This window comes from Clostridium paraputrificum AGR2156 (genome assembly GCF_000424025.1).
Taxonomy (GTDB): Bacteria; Bacillota; Clostridia; order Clostridiales; family Clostridiaceae; genus Clostridium; species Clostridium paraputrificum.
This window is the reverse complement of sequence record NZ_AUJC01000008.1, coordinates 82,672-101,500: the sequence shown is the minus strand read 5'-3', so window position 1 is coordinate 101,500 and position 18,829 is coordinate 82,672. Positions and strand designations below refer to the sequence as shown.

Here is an 18,829-nt window from a genome sequence, read left to right as displayed (position 1 = left end):
GTGGCGGATATTTATTTCCCTTGTTTCGTCGAAATCTCCAAGTCACATGAAAACAAATATCCACCCCACGCGTACTAAAGGTAAGGAAATTATAAAATTACTATCCTTTATTTTATATTTTTTAATATGAAAATGTAATAATACCTTTGATTTATAGCTAATTGAAATTTTATAATTTACTAGACAGTAAAAAAATCGTCAAAACGAGCTTGCCGAGTCGTCGATTTTTTTCAGCACATTCTGGCTTTTGGAAACGCATGTGAGCAAAAGACCCGGCACATATAATTTTATTTTTTATTCTTTAGGAGGAAATAAACTAATATATCGCTAAATTGTTGAGGTTATCCACAATTTAATAATAGATATAATTTCCTAAAGAATAAAAAACTGCTGATATACTCAGCAGTTTTTTATAGTATTACTAATCCTATTTTATTGAATTTTAATTCCATAAGGTTTTGGTTATATATTACCATGTTTGAAAGGGATTTTAAATAAAATGTGTATATATTTATATAAACATATATTTATATAAATATGTATTTATAACAATATTTAAATATTTATTTTCACCTATATATTTTATAGAAATTGAATTCAAAAATTAACATTACTAAAAGAAAATTTATAAATAGAATTGCAGCCTCATCCTTCTTATCCTACGCAAGTTTTCTCTGCTACATAGTAAGCCTTCCCATTAACCTTTCCAATAGTTCCACTTACTCCATAGACTTTCCTAATTAAATTCTCATTAATAATATCATTAGCTCTTCCCTCCATAATTAATGCTCCATCTTTCATAACGACTACATTATCACTATACTTAATAGCTTGGTTAATATCATGTAAAACCATAACTATTGTTGTTCCATGCTCTCTATTTAATCTTTCAACTAACTCTAAAATCTCTATTTGATGATATATATCTAAATAAGTTGTTGGTTCATCAAGGAAAAGAATCTTAGGTTTTTGAACTAATGCCATTGCAATGAAAACCCTTTGTCTTTCTCCTCCAGACATGCTCATTACAAGCTTTTCTTCCATTTCTTCAAGTCCAGTTTCTTTTAAGGCCCAATTAATTATTTCCTCATCATCACTATTAGTATGTTCAAATCTTTTTTTAAAAGGTAATCTACCATAGCCTACTAAATCTCTTACAGTAATATCATTAGGTACAGAATTCTGCTGATGAACAGTTGCTATAACCTTGGCAATATCCTTATACTTAAGCTTTGTTATATCCTTTCCTTCAATTAAAATCTTTCCAGACTTAGCTTTATTTAAGCCACATAATAATGAAAGCAAGGTTGATTTTCCACTTCCATTTGGACCAAGTATTGTTGTGATTTTTCCCTTTTTAAACTCAACCGATAAATCATTTATAAACTCTTCATCCTTATTATAAGAAAACTTTATTCCTTCAACTTTAAGCATTATTTTATGTCACTCCTTCTTAAGATATATAGAAAGAAAGGAGCTCCTATTATAGCCATTATAATTCCTACTGGAACTTCATAAGGTTTCATAATTACTCTTCCTAAAGTGTCTGCAAGTAGTAATAGATTTGCTCCAACAAGTCCACTAAAAGGTATCAAATATTTGTGGTCAGAACCTATTATCATTCTACAGATATGTGGAACCACAAGACCAACGAAGGATATTACACCTCCAATTGAGGTTGATATACTTGATAAAAATACAGCAACACCTGTAATTATAATCATTTGTACATCACCATTTATTCCAAGACTTTTTGCATTTTTATTCCCAAGCATAAGAATGTTACAGTTCCTGCTTAAAAGTAAAGCTATTACAACTCCTATAATTGAATAAATCAATATTATGCTTACATCACTCCACTTAACAGCAGCTAAGCTTCCTTGAAGCCATCTTTGAATATTTGATGCACCCATTCCAAGACTTGTTGTCATCATAGATGTGAATCCACCAAATAGTGCATTAATAGCTGCACCTACAAGTACTATTCTAATTGGAGAAAGCTCCTTCTTGTATGCAAATATATAAACTATTCCACAAGAAATTATACCTCCTAAGAACCCTAAAATAGGTCTCATCATCCCAATGCTAGGAATAAATATCATAACTCCTACTGTTACTAGTGATGCGCCTGAAGAAATACCTGCTACATATGGATCTGCTAATGGATTTCTTATTACAGCCTGCAAAAGCACTCCTGCTATTGAAAGATTCGCTCCAATAAGTACTGCAATAAGCACTCTTGGCATTCTTAAATCTCTAACTATTTCATAATTATTACTTATATCACTTCCAAAAATTCCATCAAAAAGCTCTTTCACAGTAATATCTATACTTCCTTGCGCAAGAGAAGCAAATAGTAGTATAGAAAGAGTTATTAGCGATATTATTATATATAATCTCTTTTTCATCATATCCTCTTTATTCAAATATCATTTTGCTAAGATCATCCAAAGCTTCCATAACATTTAAGTTTGCACTCATACCAAATTTAGAGCTATCAAGATAAACCACCTTACCTTCTTTAACTGCTCCAATGTTTCTCCAAGCTGTGTCTGTCTTAATCATTTCTGCAAATTCTTTTTGTGTTTGTTCTGGAAGTGCATGAGTCATAACTAAAACTATATCTGGACTCATTTGAGATAAAGTTTCCTTATTGTACGTAACAAAAGGTCCTGTTGTATCTGAAATAATATTTTTAGCTCCAACCATTTCTACTAGGTTGCCAACATAACTTTCTCCTGTAGCTAACATACTTACTCCACCAGGGGCTGCAAAGGCTACCATTACATTACTTTCCCCCTTTTCACTTGCAACTTCCTTAAGAGATTTTTCCTTTTCATCTAATTCAGCTAATATCTTTTCACCATTTTCAATCTTATTAAACTTCTCCGCTAATGTTTTAATTGTTTCTCTAAGACCATCTACGCTATCTAAATTAACAAAAATACTTGGTATATTATTTGATTTAAATAACTCTTCATAATCATCTCCTAAAGTATCTGTAGATATTACTAAATCTGGGCTTAAAGACTTTATTATTTCCATATCAGGGCTCATAGGATTACCTACTTTAGTAGCATCCTTCGTAGATTCAGGTAAATCATATGATGATGTAGGTACACCTGCTACCTTTACTCCAAGCTTATCTAATATCTGTACAACTGCTACTGAAGTTCCTACTACTACCTCTGTTTGCTCTTCTACCACTGAAGTTTCTTTATTCTCTTTTGATGCGCCTGTATTTCCATCCGTTTTTGATCCACAAGACACTAAAGATACTCCTAATACTCCTACTACTGTTAATAAGACTAACTTCTTTAACTTCATTTTTATTCCTCCACTAAGTTACCTTTTATGATTAATCTATCTTTTCCTCCATTAGTACATGTTACTATGGTAATTTCTTTTCTTCCCACAAAGCTATTTAAAACTGTTGTATCCTCTGGTTTTACAACAAAACTTTCACTTACTTTATATTTAAATTCACCATTTAAAGCAGTTACTATCATTTTATCTCCAATATTAATTTTGTGTATATTATTAAAAACATTGTTATAAATAGTACTACTATGACCAGCAATGGCAAAGTTTCCTTCCTCTCCTGGCATTGAAGTTCCCTGAAAATGACCTATATTATACTTTATTTCTTCATCACCAGTTCCTTCAACTATAATTCCTTCAATATTTAAAGATGGAACAGTAATTTTTCCTATTTCATCCCCTACTTTTATATCCTCATAAACATTTTCTTTATTTTCTACTTCTTCTAATTTGTTAACTAAACTCTCTTCTGATTTCTCAATTTCATTTAAGTTTATATATTTACTTCCTAGCGCTACTAAGATAAATAAAATTCCTAAAACTATAAGAATATTAGAAATATACTTCTTCATAATTCTTACTCCTTTATTAAAAGGGGAAAGGGAGATAAATCCCCTCCCTAAAAAACTATTTTTTCTTTCTCTTTAATAATCCTGCTGCCCCTAACATTGCTGTACCCATACCTAATAAAACATCATTACTTAAAGCTCCACCTGTTTGAGGTAGCTTTTCTACAGTAAATTCTTTTACAAATGCCTTAGTATCTTTCAATAAAGTTACATCAAAGTCTACATTTCTTCCCATTGGTGCAACATATGTGCTTACCTTTATGGTTACATCTAACGATGGAATTTGGAATCTATATTTTGTAGTCTTATCATCTATTTTACTTGCCTTTGCAGACACCTCTTTTCCATTTATAATAAATTTATGATTACTCATATAGTCCATACCTGTAAAAGTTAGCGTTAAATAATATTTTCCATCTATCTCTTCTAATGAAGATGATTCATTTAAATATTGTCTAGCCATAGCTTGTCCAGTTGGGTTAGAATGAGTCACCTTATTTTTAATTGTATAAAGCTTACCCTCTATAATTACAACTTCATCTTCTACCTTAGTATCTGTAGTTGCACCTCCTGTAGTATTCCCAGAATTTCCTCCTGTTGTACCACCTGTAGAACCTCCAGTTGATGGACCTGTTACATCATCATTTCCTTCATCCTTTGATGAATCACTATCACTTTTATCTAATGTATCTTGTAAAAGTATCGTTTCAAAATCTGTATATCTATTCATCATTGTTACAAATACACTTACATCTATCTTGCTATCTAATGAGTTGATTTCAAAAGATACTTTGGCATTTTCTCTATCAATAACTGGATTAACCTCACTTCCATCTACCTGAATATTAATATCACCTATAAAACCAAAGGAACTTTCATTAAAGTTTAAAGTTAAATTATACTTTCCATCCTTTACTGTTATATCACTTACATCTTTTAAAGTTTTTCTTGCTGATGCATTCCCTGTCTCTGCATTCCCTGTTCCTGTATACTTAACATCATTTTTTATTGTATAATTTCCGTTTTCAACCTTTTCAGCTGTTTCATATCCTTTTATTAATTTTAAGCTATCTAAGTTATTGCTTAAGTTAAAACTTACCTGTCTTCCCATTACAACAATAAACATCTCCATTAAAACCTTTGAATCTAATGAAGGTATTTCATAAGTTATTGACATATCTTCTTTATCAACTTTTCCATTTAAGTCAGTACCATTTATACTAACCTTAAAGTTATTCATCATAGGGAAAAGATCTTCACTAAAATATGTTGTTACTGATATAACACCATCTTTTACTATAACTTTACTCTTCTCTTTTACAGCCTTTCTAGCCATTGATTGACCGGTAGTATTACCTTCTTCTAAATAATTTGTAACATTATTTACTTCATATTCACCATCTTTTAATCTTTGAGATGCAAGTTCTATAAAGCTTCCTTCCCCCGATATTACTGAAGCTTGTACAAGATTCCCTCCTATACTCATGGTTGCTGCTACTATTAAAGCGGCAGCTAAAAACTTTTTAACTTTATTTCTTACCATTATTTCTCCTCCTATATCTCTGTATATTGACAAAACTTATTTTTTAATCAATAATAAATGAGAATCAATTTCAACTACATTTATATTAACATAGATATAACTAAGAACTTTTCACTATATTTTCTATTTTTTTTAATATATTAAGTTTTATAGATCAGGAGAAATGTTATATGTTTTTATTTGAAGATATAGCTAAAGACTTTTATTACTGTACCTCCATTCCAATACTTGTACTTAATAAAAACTTTGAGCTTATATTTAACTACAACTATACAAAAGAGAATTTAAATACTTTTTCAAAGGAAGGAATTATTCATAAAATAAAAGAAACTAAAAATCATAACCCCATTAATATAAAAAGTGGGAATAACTTGATTTATTCAGCAATTACTCTATTTACCAGATGTCAAATACCACTTATTTTTATATTTGGTCCTGTTACAACTAATAAAGATTTAAATAAAGATGGCATTATTTATATAAAGAATGAATGTTGCATAAATTATCTTAGAGATTTATTAACATTAATAGCTAAAGATAAATTTATGAGTATGCACTGTGAATACGCCTATTCACCATTTGTTCTAAACGCAATAAAGCATATTCATGATAACTACGATGAAGAAATAGACATGGAAAGTTTATGCTCTAAATTTAATATAAATAAAAGTTATTTTTGTAATGTCTTTAAGAAAGAAACTGGACTTACCTTTACTAACTTTTTAAATACATTTAGAGTTGAAAAATCTAAAGAGATGCTTAAACACACGCAATATTCACTTTTAGATATTGCTCTTGCTACTGGATTTAAAAATCAAAGTTACTATAGTACAACATTCAAAAAAATTACAGGAATATCTCCAATTGATTATAGAAAAAAAGAGGCATAAATGCCTCTTTTCTCTATTAAATAATAAAAAGCTCATTACTCTTTCTAGAACTGCATACCTTCTCTAACTTTCGTATCAATAAATATAACTTTTCTTTATCTAGCATTCGTGCATTCTTAGGGCAAATAGATATACAACGCATACATGAAATACACTTTGATTCATCTAAAAATAGTGGATTATCTTTACATATGGCATTAGTAGGACATTTTTTAATACATAGGCCACATTTATTACATTCATTACTAACCATCGGGATAAATGGAACAACCTTAAATTCTTTATACGGATTATTACCGGGAACTTGTACAACTTTTTCTTCACAATTTTCATTAAGGACTGCTTTAATCTTTTTTACAAATCCCTTTAAATCTTTTTCATCTTCAATATCTGGCCTACCTTTTCCAAACTCATGCATAATTGAGTGCTCTGCATTAGCAGCAATAGCTGCAATACAATGAAAATTACATTGCTCTAATGTATCTTCAAGCTCTAATAAAGTATCTTCATATGCTCGATTCCCATAAACAGCTACCATTATAGTATTTACACTCCCACCAGACATTTTTTTAATTCTAGATAAAGCTACCTGAGGAGCACGTCCACCAAAGGAAGGAACTCCAACAATACAAATATCATCTCTTTTAAAACTATACTTAGAAAAATCATTTTCTGCTAAAGATAAATCAATTTCTCTCTTATCACAATTCCATTCTTCACTAATAATATCTAAAACCTTTTTTGTTCCTCCAGTAGGACTAAAATAAATAAGATTAAGTTTCATATTTTATACTCTCCCCCAACTTATTAATTACTTATTAAAAATCTAACTACTAATCTTAAATACCATAATTTTTATTATATGACTCTTATTTCTCTACTTCAACATTTATTAGTTTTAATATAAACTTTATAATTTCTCCCCCATATAAATGCTTATTTTAATTTTAAAAAATAGATGCTGAAAATTCAGCATCTACTAGATAATAATTATAATATCTCTCCGTTTGATTTAATAACGTCTTTATACCAATAGAAAGATTTCTTTTTTCTTCTTTCAAGAGTCCCGTTACCATCGTTATCTTTATCTACATAGATAAATCCGTAACGTTTTTTCATTTCTCCTGTACCAGCACTAATTAAGTCTATACATCCCCATGGAGTATAGCCAATCATTTCTACACCATCAATTGTAATAGCCTTCTTCATTTCAGAAATATGTTGTCTTAAGTATTCAATCCTATAATCATCATTAATAGAACCATCCTCTTCAACTTCATCAACTGCTCCAAGTCCATTTTCTACACAGAATAAAGGAATTTCATATCTATTATAAAGATTATTTAAGGCAATTCTAAATCCAACTGGATCTACTTGCCAGCCCCAATCTGAAGCTTTAAGATACGGATTTTTTATTCCTTTTGTCATATTTCCACCTGTTAAAGTCTTACCATCATTATTTCCACTAACAACAAGTGTCATATAGTAACTAAAACCTATAAAATCAACTGTACCTGATTTTAATATTTCTTCATCACTATCTTCAAACTTAATATTTAAGTTATTTCTCTCGAAGTATTTTTTCATATAGTTTGGATAATGACCTCTAACATGAACATCACTAAAGAAATAATGTCTATTCATAAATTCATTTGTTGTAAGGACATCCACTGGATTGCATGTTTCAGCATAAGCAAGTGGATAAACCATCATACATCCTACTTTAAAATCAGGATTAATTTCATGAGCTAATTTTACTGCTTTAGCACTTGCAATAAGCTGATGATGAGCTGCTTGATATATTACTTCTTCTTTATTCTCTTCTGGTTTTATTTTTATACCAGCTGGAATAAATGGGTGTAATGTTATAACATTTATTTCATTAAAAGTCATCCAATGTGTAACCTTATCCTTATATCTATTAAAAATAACATTACAGTAGTTTAAATAAAAATCAACTAACCTTCTATCTCTCCATGCACCATACTTTTCTACTAATGAATAAGGCATTTCATAGTGAGAAATTGTTACTACTGGCTTAATTCCATATTTTAAACATTCATCAAATAATTCATCGTAATACTTTAAGCCTGCTTCATTTGGATAATTTTCATCACCATTTGGAAAAATTCTAGTCCAAGCTATAGATGTTCTAAAGCACTTAAATCCCATTTCTCCAAATAACTTTATATCATCCTTATATCTATTATAAAAGTCAATTGCTTCATGTGATGGATAATATTTTCCTCCAATTATTCCATCAGTATATTCTCTCTTAACATTAAGTGCACCAGCTGTTGCTACATCTGCTGTACTTATTCCTTTTCCATCTACATTCCAAGCACCTTCACATTGATTGGCTGCAACTGCTCCCCCCCATAAAAAATCTTCTGGAAACTTATTAATATTCTTAATCATACTTACTCCTCCTTACTAAAGTATTGCTAATACTTCATCACCTTGATTAACGCTTGTTACATCCTTAGGTATAATGTCTAAATAATCTGATGAATTTGTAATTATTATAGGAGTAATTATGTCATATCCCTTATTCTTAATTGCTTCTCTATCAAATTCAACTAATTTGTCTCCAACCTTTACCTTATCCCCACTCTTTACAAAAGTAGTAAAATGTTCTCCATTTAATTTTACGGTATCTAACCCAATATGAATTAATACTTCAGCTCCATCTTCTGTCTTTAGTCCAATTGCATGCTTTGTGTTAAATACCAATGAGACAGTACCATTTATAGGTGAAAATATTTCATCTTCAGTTGGAATTATAGCTATACCTTTTCCCATTATTTCTTCTGCAAAAGTTGGATCATCTACTTGTGATAAAGGTACTGCTTCCCCCTTTACTGGGCTCTTTATAGAAATTTTATTCTTTAATGCCTTTACATCACTTATTTCTTCTACAGCTTCATCTTCATTAACTTCATCTTCAAAACCTATAAACCATGTAATAATAAATGTTGCTACAAAACCTATGCCACAAGCAATTAATATGTTAACTACATTTGACATTTCAGGCCCTATATATGCCGCAATACCTGGAAGACCACTTCCACTTGGAGTGTATCCTTTAACTGCTGTAAGTCCTGCATAAAGTCCTCCTAAAGCTCCTCCACAAAGTACTGCATATAATGGTTTTTTAAGTTTTAAATTTACACCATACATGGCAGGTTCAGTTATTCCAAGTAAAGCTGTAATACCTGTTGATGATGCTAGTTGCTTTAATTCTGAATTCTTACTTTTTATACTAACGCATAAAGCTGCTGCACCTTGACAGACATTAGATATTAACATACCCGGCATTAATGTTTGGTATCCTAAAGTTGCTAATTGAGTAAATAATGCTGGGTAAAGACTATAATGCATACCTGTCATAACAATCAGTGGAGTTAATCCTCCCATAATTAATGGTAATGTCCATGTAGCTTTACTATCTATAAACATTATTCCACTTGCTAAAACATCACCTATAACAGTTCCTAATGGTCCTATTACAATTAATCCTATTGGTGCTGTAACAGTAATTACTATAAGTGGAACAAATACTAATCTTAATACTTTTGGAATAAACTTATTTGCAAGTTTTTCAACATAAGACATTAACCAAACTATAAGAATTATTGGAATTACTGAAGAACTATAATTAACCAATCTAACAGGTAATCCTAAAAAACTTACAGGTTCCCCTGCACTTACTAATGCAGAAAAACTTGGATGTAATAAAACTCCACCAATTACCATAGCTAAAAATGGAGATGTTTTAAACTTTATCCCAGCTGTATATGCTAATAAAAGTGGCATAAAGAAAAATGCTGCATCACTAATAAAACTAAAGATATAATATGTTTGAGTTTCAGTTGAAATCAATCCTAAAGCAACAAATAATCCAAGAAAAGCCTTAAGCATACCACAACCAGCTATTGCAGGAATTATTGGTGTAAATATACCTGCTATAGTGTCAAAAACGCTTGTTATTATGCCTTTTTTTGCTCCCTTTTCCTCTTCCTGATTGTTTGAACTTTTAAAATTACCTAATTTAAGAAGTTCCTTATAAACATCAGATACATCATTTCCAATAATAACTTGGAACTGTCCTCCTTTATTGACTTGTCCCATTACACCTTTAATCTTCTTAATCTTATCAATATCCGCTTTGGAATCATCTTTAAGATTAAATCTTAGTCTTGTTACACAGTGAGTAACATGAGCTACATTATTAGCTCCACCTACATTTTCTAATACTTCTTTTGCTATTCTTTCAAAATTCATTTTATTTTCCTCCAATATTTTATAATTGAAGGTCTTGCCTGCCTTACCAGTAACAACCCTATAGATTTTTTATTGACCCTCTGCCAATAACCTATCACTTCCTTAAATATAGATTTTTATATTAATAATAATCCTACTGTTTGTTTACTAACTTTTCTATATGGATTATTAAATATAGCATTTCTTCTTTAGTTAAATCATAATTATAATCCTTTAATATATATTTTCTTATTTTGTTAACACACTTATAAGCCTCTTTATATTTCTCTTTTACTATTTCATACAATTCGTTATCATTATCTTCAACAATTATTTTGTTATTAAAAAGTCTTTGTGCAAAGAACTTTAGATGTGTTATAAACCTATAATAGCTTAATGATTCTTCATCAAATTCTATATTAAAATTATATTTCACTATATTAAGTATTTCTTGGATAATCTTTGTTATATCCATTAATATAGGTATTTCCTCATTTAAATTAGCATTAACTATATGTAAAGCTATAAAAGCGGCCTCATCTTCTGGAAGTCTAATATCAAATTGGTCACTTATCATTTCTAATGCCTTCAACCCTATTTTATATTCTTCTTTATATAGCCTTTTAGTTTCCCATATTAATCCATTTGTTACTACAATTCCACTCTTTTGTCTTTGTATAGCATTATAAATATGGTCTGTCAGTGATATATAAATATTTTCATTTAATGTTTTATCTAATTCTTTCCTTGCATAGGAAATTATTTTTTCTGATAAAACTGTATATTCTAAAGGAATTTTACTTATTAACTCTATAAACTTCCTATTCATATTAGGATTAGACAATACAAATACTTTTTCTATCTTATCCTTTATAACTATGTCACCACATCTTTTATTAAAAGCAATTCCTTTTCCCATAATGATAACTTCTTCATCATTTTCATTTATAGATGTAATAACGTTATTATTAAGTATCTTATCGATTCTCATTTGTTAGTTAGACCTCCCTTTCTAATAAAATAAGGCAAGCGAAACCTACAGCTTATTCCAAATCAATAAACTATAGGTTTTGCCTGCCTTACCAGTAACAATCCTTCAATATTCATATCAGTATAGTTATATTATCACATGATTTTTAAATTGACAACTATATTTTCAAAAAAAATGTATATGTTTACTTAATTTATAACCACCATTTTATCCCTATTACCCATCTTATCTCTTTTATCTTAATTATCTTCTTACCTTCTTGCCTCAAAGTATGCTACTCATCATCAAATAGTACTCTTCCCCATTTCCTCCACTTAAAGGACTTATGCCAGAATTAATAAAAGTTGATCTAACAACCGATTTACTTCCAAACCTGCTTCTTAAAGAATCTAAAGTTTTATCTAGTGCCCTTTGTTTATCAATCCTTTCACCATCAAAAAGTGAGGTTTGAAAAAATTCATTTGAACATAAATCAGTAACCCTTACCCCTATCTGCCTAATAGGCTCATTACTCCAAGCTTCATCAAAAGCCTTAACTATTTCTCTATAAATATCTATTGTACAATCTGTATAATTCTCCATCTTCCTTTGATGACTATATTTTTCAAAGGCATTACTTTTAATAGAAATTACAACCACTCTACACAAACTATTACACTTTCTAAGCCTTAAACTCATCATTTCTACAAGAGAAAGAATAATCCTTAGAGCCTCCTCTCTCTTTGTAACATCCCATGGAATGGTAGTTGAATTACCTAAACCTTTCATATTTATATAGCTTGTGCTTCTTATCTCTGAAGAATCTATTCCATTTGCATAATTATGAAGAACTATTCCAAAGCTTTTAAATGTACTCTTTAAAATTTCAACATTATAAGTTGCAAGCTCACCTATAGTTTCTACATTTAACTTTTCAAGCTTTTTCTTTGTTGCCCTACCAAGCATAAAAAGCTCCTCTACGGGTAAATGCCACATCTTCTTTTTTATTTCATTTTCAAAAAGTGTATGAATAGAATTCTTAGGGTTAAAATCACTTGCCATTTTTGCAAGTAGCTTATTAGTACTTATACCTATGTTTACATTAAACCCAAGTTCATTCCTTATTCTACTTTGAATTTCTACTGCTTTTTCCATATAATTTTCTTTATAATGCGATACATCAATGAATACCTCATCTACAGAAAACCTTTGTATCTTAGGGGAATATTCACATAAAAGTTTATACATTGCATTAGAGCTTTGCATATATAGCCCATAATCTGGTGTATATATTAATAGCTTAGGACACTTTCTTAAAGCTTCATAAGTAGATTCTCCTGTCTTAATTTTGAATTTCTTAGCAGGTATTGATTTTGCTAATACTATTCCATGCCTCTCTTCTGTTTTTCCTCCTATTATTGAAGGTACTTCTCTAATATCTATTGTACTTTTCCCAAGTTGAAGAAGATTTACTGCAGTCCATGAAAGATAAGCTGAATTAACATCAATATGAAATATTATTCTATTACTCATATTAATTCACCTAAAACTTAAATAAAATCCACTTTTTAGTTAGTAGTTCATATTTAATTTCAAAAATTCTCTCTACTCCATTAACTGAAGCTATACATACAAACTTCTCCATTACATTTCCTGCAAGCTTTTCTATTTCCCTATTTACTACCCTATTTATCTTAATTACTTTTTCTTCCTCATCTTCACTTATTCTAAACCTTAAAGGCTTTACTCCCCCATCTTTTTCAAAGAACGCTATAACATCAATTGATTTTGATACTACTTTCATAACTTTCACTCCAGTACAAACATGTGTTCCCACTTATTATAACAGAACATTTGTTCTTCAGTAAAGATATTCTTAAATAAAAAAACTCCGATTTCTCAGAGCTTTTTATCCAACTACAGACTCCATATATTCAATTATTATCTTTGCGCTTTCATCACCTAACTTATAACACTTTTGTTCATTTGAATGTAATGTTATATAAACACTTTCATCTTTAACCCATAGCTTATATTTATATTGTGTTAAAATTTCTTCATTACTTTTTTCCTTATACATCATATCAATAGAATACCCTTTACTATTGCTTAATAGAACTTTATCATTTTTCCTACTTCTATCCTTTAAAGCATTTAATATTTTTGCTATATTACCTTTGTCTTTATCCTTAAAATTTTCTTCTATACTAAACATTGGAAAATGTTCTACCCCTTCAAACTTCATAACATCCATCTCTTCAATAGAATTTATACTTGGATCTAAATTTATTGCCTTATAAAGTGCATATCCACCTATAGATAAAATAATCACCACTAGTATTACAAATACCTTCTTCTTCATAATCTATTCCCTCTTAAAAATTAATTCTACAATCTTATTATACATTATTTTTTCTGTAAAAAAACGGATATTTGTTTCACTTCTTCCATCTCATCAGTAAAACAAATATCCTCCTCTCTCATACTGAGATAAGAAAATTATAAAATTATATTACTTTCTATTTAAATTACTCTTTCTTTCTTCATATTCCTCAAAGCTTATTTCACCACTAGCATATCTTTCATTTAAAACATTAATAGCTTTATTATTACTGTTTCCTCCATTAAATAATTTAAATAGTAGATATATAATTAATCCAACTACAACAACTCTAAAACCTAAATATAAAAGCCCAAATATTAATGAGCCACCTCCCATTGTTCCTACATTAGAAATACCGCATCCAAACATAAATTTTTCCACCTTTCTTAAATCTAATATAATTATAAAAAAGTCTTATGAAGAAATTATGAATTTAAAGGTAGTTCTATTATAAATTTACTTCCCTTTCCTAATTCACTTTTAACATAAACTGTACCATTATGGGCTTCAACTATTGCTAAAGTTATTGAAAGTCCTATACCCGCACCTCCTGTAACCCTTGCTCTTGACTCATCTGTTCTATAAAATCTTTCAAAAACATAAGGAATATCCTCTTTTGCTATGCCTATGCCAGTATCTTCTACTTCAATAAATAAGTGATCTTCTTTTACAAATGTTTTTATATTAATTGAACCACCATTTTCAGTATATCTTAAAGCATTCGATATTAGATTTATAATTGCTCCACTAATTTTATCCTTATCAACTTCTATTTCGCATTTACTTAAGTGGAGCTGTCCATCTATATTTTTATTATGAAGTTCTTTTTCAAAATTTATAAATATGTTCTCTATAAGCTCAGATATCTCCACTTTTTCCTTATGTAATGTCCCATTTTCTTCCTCAATCTTTGATAAACTATTTAATGAATTTGCTAACCTATCAATCCTTTGAATCTCTTCATAAATTCCATTAAGCCTTTCCTCTGTTGGCTCCCATATTCCATCCTTAATAGCTTCAAGTTGGCCTAAAATTATGGTAATAGGCGTCCTTAATTCATGAGCTATATCCTTAGTTAATCTCTTTCTCATAGCATCTTGAGAGTCCAGTCTTTTTGCCATAATATTTATTGACTCTATCATATCTTGAATTTCTACTATACTACTGCTATTATCTACCCTTTCCTTATATTTTCCTTTTCCCAATAGCTTAACTGTATCTATAACCTTATAAATAGGTTTATTAATAGATTTAGAAAGTATTAAACTTATAATTAAGGATAAAATAGTTGCCATAATAGTTATGATAATTAAAACTTTGTTTAAAGTATCATAATAGGTTGTATCAACATCCCTATAATAAGTTCCATAATGGCTTATATGTACATTCCCAATCTTTTCTCCATTCTTAGTAATATTTAAACTACTCCTTATCATTCCATCATTTAATTTATTACTAAAGGCATTTTTCATCATAGATTCACATCGTCCCCTATGCTCCTCATGAGTACTCCAAATTAAATTGTTTTTATTATCATGAATACTTATAATAAGTCCATCATCTAAGGCTTTTAAAGCTACCTCCTCTATAAAGCTCTTATTCCAAGTATCATTAGAATAGGCATAGCTTAAGCTTCTTGCTATCTCATCCATTCTTTCAACATTGCAACTTTCTATATAAGAATTAAAACTTTTTTCTATAAAATATCTAAAAGTAAAGCTAATTGAAAATATAATGGCAAAGGAAATAATCATAAAAGATAGAAACATTCTTTTATTTAGTGTTCTCATTTTCCCCTCCAAATCTATATCCAACGCCATAAACTGTAACTATAAACTTTGGCTCTCTGCTATTCTCTTCTATCTTGGCCCTTAGGTTCTTTATGTGAGTATCTATAACTCTATCAAAAGCTGCTGATTCATCATTAAGTTTGCTTATTAATGCATTCCTAGTAAAAGTTATTTTAGGATTTGTAGCTAAAGTTTGTAATATTTTATATTCTGATTGAGTTAATGTAACAATATTATCATTTTTAAAGACCTCTCCTGTCTTTAAATTAATTTTTAACTCTCCACCATTAAAGATTAGCTCACTCATATTATCTATTCCTAAAGTTCTTTTTAATACCGAATTAACTCTTGCAACTAACTCCTTAGGTCTAAAAGGCTTTACCACATAATCATCACATCCTAAAGAAAATCCATTTAAAATATCCTCTTCAGCTGATTTTGCTGTAAGCATTATTACAGGAGTATTAGACTCCTTCTTTATTCTTTTGCATACTTCCTCCCCAGAAATATCCGGTAACATTAAATCTAAAATTACAATATCAGGAGAAAATATTTCAAACTTTTCTAAAGCTTCTTCACCATCTACTGCTCTTATTGTATTAAATCCATCATTTTTTAAATAAGCTTCTATTACATCTAAAATTTTTTCTTCATCCTCAACAATTAGTACATCTAAATACATTTCTTCCTCCTAAATGTTCTTCTTAATATTATTTGTAATCTTATCAATAACTTATGTATTTTTTATGGAGAATCTTCATATTTGCTCCATAAGCTTTCTATAGAATACCACAAAAAGTCTATAAGAATGTAGCTAAATAAACTACTATTCCTATAGACTTTATTCTATACTATTAAGTATTTCTTTAATGATATTAGGCTTCCTACAACCCCTATAGTTATTCCCATGAAGAAAAGTAATGGTAATAAAATAATCATTATATTTCCTAAAGGTGTAATATAAAAACCTGGTATAAAACTAACTAGTGTTTCAGACATATTAGTATTAACTAATAAATGAACTATGGATACCATTAAAGCACTAATTCCTGCTCCCAAAGCTCCTATTACTGCCCCCTCTATTATGAAAGGTAATCTAATATAGTTATCAGTTGCTCCAATATACTTCATAATCCCAATTTCTCTTTTTCTAACAAAAACCGAAACCTTTATTACATTAGATATTAATATAGTTGATGAAATAACTAATATTAGAATTAGTACTATACCAAAAATCCTTACATATTTACTCATTGTCTTAAGAAAATCTGTGATTAAATTTCCATCAGAAACCTTATAAACATTTTCTAACTCTAATACTTTATTCATTACCTCTTCATTAATATTTATATTTTCTGTTTCTATTTCTAAGGTATCAGGAATTGGATTATTTCCTTTGTCTATTGCTTCCTCAACTATTCTCATCATATCATCGTCTTCTTCACTTACAATATCTCTCTTATAATCTTCTAACCCTTCATCTGAAGGAACATATATAACCCTTTCTACACCACTTATATCTTCAATATCTTCTTTTATATTTAATACTTCTGATTCTTCAACATCATCCTCTAAGAAAGCTACAACTCTTACTTCCTCTTGAAGTTTTATAATATTGTCATTAGTAATATCTATTATTGAATAAAATATTCCAAGTAAGGTAAATGATATTACTGAAGTTAAGATAGCTGCAAAAGCCAATAACTTATTACTTTTTATACTTCTTAAACCATCTTTAGATAGTGCTTTTATTGTCCAAGACTTCATCATTTCCCCTCCCACTATAAGTAATTCATTGGATCTACAAAAGTTCCATTTTTCTTAACTTCAAAATGTAGGTGATTTCCTGTAGAATATCCTGTTGTTCCAACAGTTGAAATCTTCTGCCCCTTTGAAACCTTATCTCCAACCTTAACTAGTCTTTCTGTATTATGGGCATAGAAAGAAACAATTCCGCCACCATGATCAATTGCAACCATATTACCATAAGAGTTATCATATCTAGATATTATTACTGTTCCAGAATTTGCAGCCACTACAGGAGTTCCAGCTGGTGCAGGAATATCAATACCAGTATGTAACTTCTTTTCTCCTGAAATAGGATGTATTCTATATCCAAACTTTGACGAAAGAGTAGTATATCCTATTACTGGCCAAGCCATCTTACTTCCATTGTAACTTCCTCCACCTGAAGAAGAAACTATCTCATTATTTATTTCTTGTCCTCTAGACTCTAATTCTGATATTTCTTTCTCTGTAAGTTTAATCTGAGAAGATAACTCTCCCTGAAGTTTAATTAATTTTTTAACCTTAGCTTTATTTTCTTTATTTAATTTATCTAGTCTACCCTTTTCCTCTTCTACTATTATCTTATTTTTATTAATCTCATCCATTTGTTTAGTTAAAGTTTCTTTTTTACTTTCCAATTCAACTTGGAGTTCTTTAATCTCTCTTATAGTTTCATCATTATTCTTTATTAAATTTGAAACTACCTCTAACCTTCTAAGGAAATTTCCAAAGTCCTTAGCCTCTAAAAGTATAGATAAATATCCTCCAACCTTTTGTTCATATTGAATTTTAATAATACTTCTTATTATCTCATAATTTTCCTCAAGAACTTTTTCTACCTCTAATATCTCTTCTTCTATATTCTTATTTTCTTTATTAAGGGTATTAATTTCCTCATTAAGCTTGTCCAATTTAATCTTAACTAAATCTAGTTCCTTTTGAATCTTTGCACTTTCCTTTTCTATAGTTTTTCTTTCATCGTTAGTAGCTTCTAGCTTATTTTCTATATCCTCTTTCTTATCCTTCTTTTCCTGAAGTGTATCAGCATGTACTCTAATAGGACCTTCAATATAATTGATTGTAATATTACAAATTAATAATATAGTCAAATATTTAATCATCTTCTTTTTCATCACTTAATCCTCCGCCTTGAATTAGCTTTAGATTATACACTAGACTTTTGAAGCAATTATGAAGATTAAAAAAGGTGTGGTATATATTTATTTTGCTTGTTCCGTAGCAAGCTCCAAGTCACAGAATGTAATCCCCCCTTTGATTTATACATAATTAAAACTTTATACTTTCATATACA

At 29.4% G+C, this 18,829-nt stretch carries 18 protein-coding genes; 1 reads left to right on the top strand and 17 read right to left on the bottom strand.

What is annotated here, in order from left to right; all coding sequences use genetic code 11:
- Window positions 1–654 precede the first annotated feature (654 nt).
- From G594_RS0109580 to G594_RS0109560, 5 genes are read right to left on the bottom strand one after another with little or no spacing between them, the layout of a single operon-like run.
- Entirely contained in the window at window positions 655–1,434 is a 780-nt protein-coding gene (locus G594_RS0109580) for an ABC transporter ATP-binding protein (protein WP_027098382.1), read from the bottom strand.
- A complete protein-coding gene (locus tag G594_RS0109575; protein WP_242829713.1) occupies window positions 1,434–2,408 on the bottom strand; it encodes a FecCD family ABC transporter permease in 975 nt (324 codons plus the stop codon). The genes G594_RS0109580 and G594_RS0109575 overlap by 1 nt, the downstream gene beginning before the upstream one ends.
- Before the next feature lie 10 nt (window positions 2,409–2,418).
- Complete coding sequence (gene isdE / locus G594_RS0109570) at window positions 2,419–3,327, bottom strand: heme ABC transporter substrate-binding protein IsdE (protein WP_027098380.1); 909 nt, start codon at window positions 3,325–3,327, stop codon at window positions 2,419–2,421.
- A gap of 2 nt (window positions 3,328–3,329) precedes the next feature.
- Complete coding sequence (locus G594_RS0109565) at window positions 3,330–3,893, bottom strand: class D sortase (RefSeq protein WP_027098379.1); 564 nt, start codon at window positions 3,891–3,893, stop codon at window positions 3,330–3,332.
- A gap of 55 nt (window positions 3,894–3,948) precedes the next feature.
- Window positions 3,949–5,433 carry an NEAT domain-containing protein gene (locus G594_RS0109560; RefSeq protein ID WP_027098378.1) on the bottom strand — a complete coding sequence of 495 codons (1,485 nt, stop codon included), beginning with the start codon at window positions 5,431–5,433 and terminating at the stop codon, window positions 3,949–3,951.
- A gap of 170 nt (window positions 5,434–5,603) precedes the next feature.
- Between G594_RS0109560 and G594_RS0109555 the strand changes: the two genes are divergently transcribed.
- A complete protein-coding gene (locus tag G594_RS0109555; protein WP_027098377.1) occupies window positions 5,604–6,323 on the top strand; it encodes a helix-turn-helix domain-containing protein in 720 nt (239 codons plus the stop codon).
- 16 nt (window positions 6,324–6,339) lie between these two features.
- Here the strand turns inward: G594_RS0109555 and G594_RS0109550 are convergent, their stop codons facing one another.
- The 12 genes from G594_RS0109550 to G594_RS19630 form a co-directional block, all read right to left on the bottom strand.
- Window positions 6,340–7,107, bottom strand: a complete 768-nt coding sequence (locus tag G594_RS0109550; protein ID WP_027098376.1) for a 4Fe-4S binding protein — start codon at window positions 7,105–7,107, stop codon at window positions 6,340–6,342.
- A gap of 206 nt (window positions 7,108–7,313) precedes the next feature.
- Window positions 7,314–8,741 carry a 6-phospho-beta-glucosidase gene (locus tag G594_RS0109545; RefSeq protein ID WP_027098375.1) on the bottom strand — a complete coding sequence of 476 codons (1,428 nt, stop codon included), beginning with the start codon at window positions 8,739–8,741 and terminating at the stop codon, window positions 7,314–7,316.
- A 15-nt stretch (window positions 8,742–8,756) separates the two neighbouring features.
- Window positions 8,757–10,607 carry a beta-glucoside-specific PTS transporter subunit IIABC gene (locus tag G594_RS0109540; protein ID WP_027098374.1) on the bottom strand — a complete coding sequence of 617 codons (1,851 nt, stop codon included), beginning with the start codon at window positions 10,605–10,607 and terminating at the stop codon, window positions 8,757–8,759.
- A 133-nt stretch (window positions 10,608–10,740) separates the two neighbouring features.
- On the bottom strand, window positions 10,741–11,577 hold the full coding sequence (gene licT / locus G594_RS0109535) for a BglG family transcription antiterminator LicT (RefSeq protein ID WP_027098373.1): 837 nt from the start codon (window positions 11,575–11,577) through the stop codon (window positions 10,741–10,743).
- Window positions 11,578–11,841: 264 nt separating this feature from the next.
- Entirely contained in the window at window positions 11,842–13,089 is a 1,248-nt protein-coding gene (locus tag G594_RS0109530) for a Y-family DNA polymerase (RefSeq protein ID WP_027098372.1), read from the bottom strand.
- Between the two features lie 10 nt (window positions 13,090–13,099).
- Window positions 13,100–13,360: a hypothetical protein gene (locus G594_RS0109525; protein ID WP_027098371.1), complete on the bottom strand. Its 261-nt coding sequence runs from the start codon at window positions 13,358–13,360 to the stop codon at window positions 13,100–13,102.
- Window positions 13,361–13,465: 105 nt separating this feature from the next.
- A complete protein-coding gene (locus tag G594_RS0109520; RefSeq protein ID WP_027098370.1) occupies window positions 13,466–13,918 on the bottom strand; it encodes a hypothetical protein in 453 nt (150 codons plus the stop codon).
- 150 nt (window positions 13,919–14,068) lie between these two features.
- On the bottom strand, window positions 14,069–14,308 hold the full coding sequence (locus G594_RS0109515) for an SHOCT domain-containing protein (protein WP_027098369.1): 240 nt from the start codon (window positions 14,306–14,308) through the stop codon (window positions 14,069–14,071).
- 56 nt (window positions 14,309–14,364) lie between these two features.
- Entirely contained in the window at window positions 14,365–15,759 is a 1,395-nt protein-coding gene (locus G594_RS0109510) for a sensor histidine kinase (protein WP_081663649.1), read from the bottom strand.
- Window positions 15,713–16,411 (bottom strand): response regulator transcription factor, encoded by a 699-nt coding sequence (locus G594_RS0109505; RefSeq protein ID WP_027098367.1) that lies wholly within the window; start codon window positions 16,409–16,411, stop codon window positions 15,713–15,715. The genes G594_RS0109510 and G594_RS0109505 overlap by 47 nt, the downstream gene beginning before the upstream one ends.
- A gap of 164 nt (window positions 16,412–16,575) precedes the next feature.
- Window positions 16,576–17,496, bottom strand: a complete 921-nt coding sequence (gene ftsX, locus G594_RS0109500; protein ID WP_027098366.1) for a permease-like cell division protein FtsX — start codon at window positions 17,494–17,496, stop codon at window positions 16,576–16,578.
- A 14-nt stretch (window positions 17,497–17,510) separates the two neighbouring features.
- The gene (locus G594_RS19630) at window positions 17,511–18,650 is read right to left on the bottom strand and encodes a murein hydrolase activator EnvC family protein (RefSeq protein WP_049177661.1); all 1,140 of its coding nucleotides are present in this window, start codon (window positions 18,648–18,650) and stop codon (window positions 17,511–17,513) included.
- Between the last annotated feature and the right edge of the window lie 179 nt (window positions 18,651–18,829).

What these genes read in the sequence shown, in the direction of transcription:
- G594_RS0109580 (WP_027098382.1), bottom strand. Translation starts at nt 1,434, where the DNA reads ATGCTTAAAGTTGAAGGAATAAAGTTTTCTTATAATAAGGATGAAGAG.
- G594_RS0109575 (WP_242829713.1), bottom strand. Translation starts at nt 2,408, where the DNA reads ATGAAAAAGAGATTATATATAATAATATCGCTAATAACTCTTTCTATA.
- isdE (WP_027098380.1), bottom strand. Translation starts at nt 3,327, where the DNA reads ATGAAGTTAAAGAAGTTAGTCTTATTAACAGTAGTAGGAGTATTAGGA.
- G594_RS0109565 (WP_027098379.1), bottom strand. Translation starts at nt 3,893, where the DNA reads ATGAAGAAGTATATTTCTAATATTCTTATAGTTTTAGGAATTTTATTT.
- G594_RS0109560 (WP_027098378.1), bottom strand. Translation starts at nt 5,433, where the DNA reads ATGGTAAGAAATAAAGTTAAAAAGTTTTTAGCTGCCGCTTTAATAGTA.
- G594_RS0109555 (WP_027098377.1), top strand. Translation starts at nt 5,604, where the DNA reads ATGTTTTTATTTGAAGATATAGCTAAAGACTTTTATTACTGTACCTCC.
- G594_RS0109550 (WP_027098376.1), bottom strand. Translation starts at nt 7,107, where the DNA reads ATGAAACTTAATCTTATTTATTTTAGTCCTACTGGAGGAACAAAAAAG.
- G594_RS0109545 (WP_027098375.1), bottom strand. Translation starts at nt 8,741, where the DNA reads ATGATTAAGAATATTAATAAGTTTCCAGAAGATTTTTTATGGGGGGGA.
- G594_RS0109540 (WP_027098374.1), bottom strand. Translation starts at nt 10,607, where the DNA reads ATGAATTTTGAAAGAATAGCAAAAGAAGTATTAGAAAATGTAGGTGGA.
- licT (WP_027098373.1), bottom strand. Translation starts at nt 11,577, where the DNA reads ATGAGAATCGATAAGATACTTAATAATAACGTTATTACATCTATAAAT.
- G594_RS0109530 (WP_027098372.1), bottom strand. Translation starts at nt 13,089, where the DNA reads ATGAGTAATAGAATAATATTTCATATTGATGTTAATTCAGCTTATCTT.
- G594_RS0109525 (WP_027098371.1), bottom strand. Translation starts at nt 13,360, where the DNA reads ATGAAAGTAGTATCAAAATCAATTGATGTTATAGCGTTCTTTGAAAAA.
- G594_RS0109520 (WP_027098370.1), bottom strand. Translation starts at nt 13,918, where the DNA reads ATGAAGAAGAAGGTATTTGTAATACTAGTGGTGATTATTTTATCTATA.
- G594_RS0109515 (WP_027098369.1), bottom strand. Translation starts at nt 14,308, where the DNA reads ATGTTTGGATGCGGTATTTCTAATGTAGGAACAATGGGAGGTGGCTCA.
- G594_RS0109510 (WP_081663649.1), bottom strand. Translation starts at nt 15,759, where the DNA reads ATGGCGTTGGATATAGATTTGGAGGGGAAAATGAGAACACTAAATAAA.
- G594_RS0109505 (WP_027098367.1), bottom strand. Translation starts at nt 16,411, where the DNA reads ATGTATTTAGATGTACTAATTGTTGAGGATGAAGAAAAAATTTTAGAT.
- ftsX (WP_027098366.1), bottom strand. Translation starts at nt 17,496, where the DNA reads ATGAAGTCTTGGACAATAAAAGCACTATCTAAAGATGGTTTAAGAAGT.
- G594_RS19630 (WP_049177661.1), bottom strand. Translation starts at nt 18,650, where the DNA reads ATGAAAAAGAAGATGATTAAATATTTGACTATATTATTAATTTGTAAT.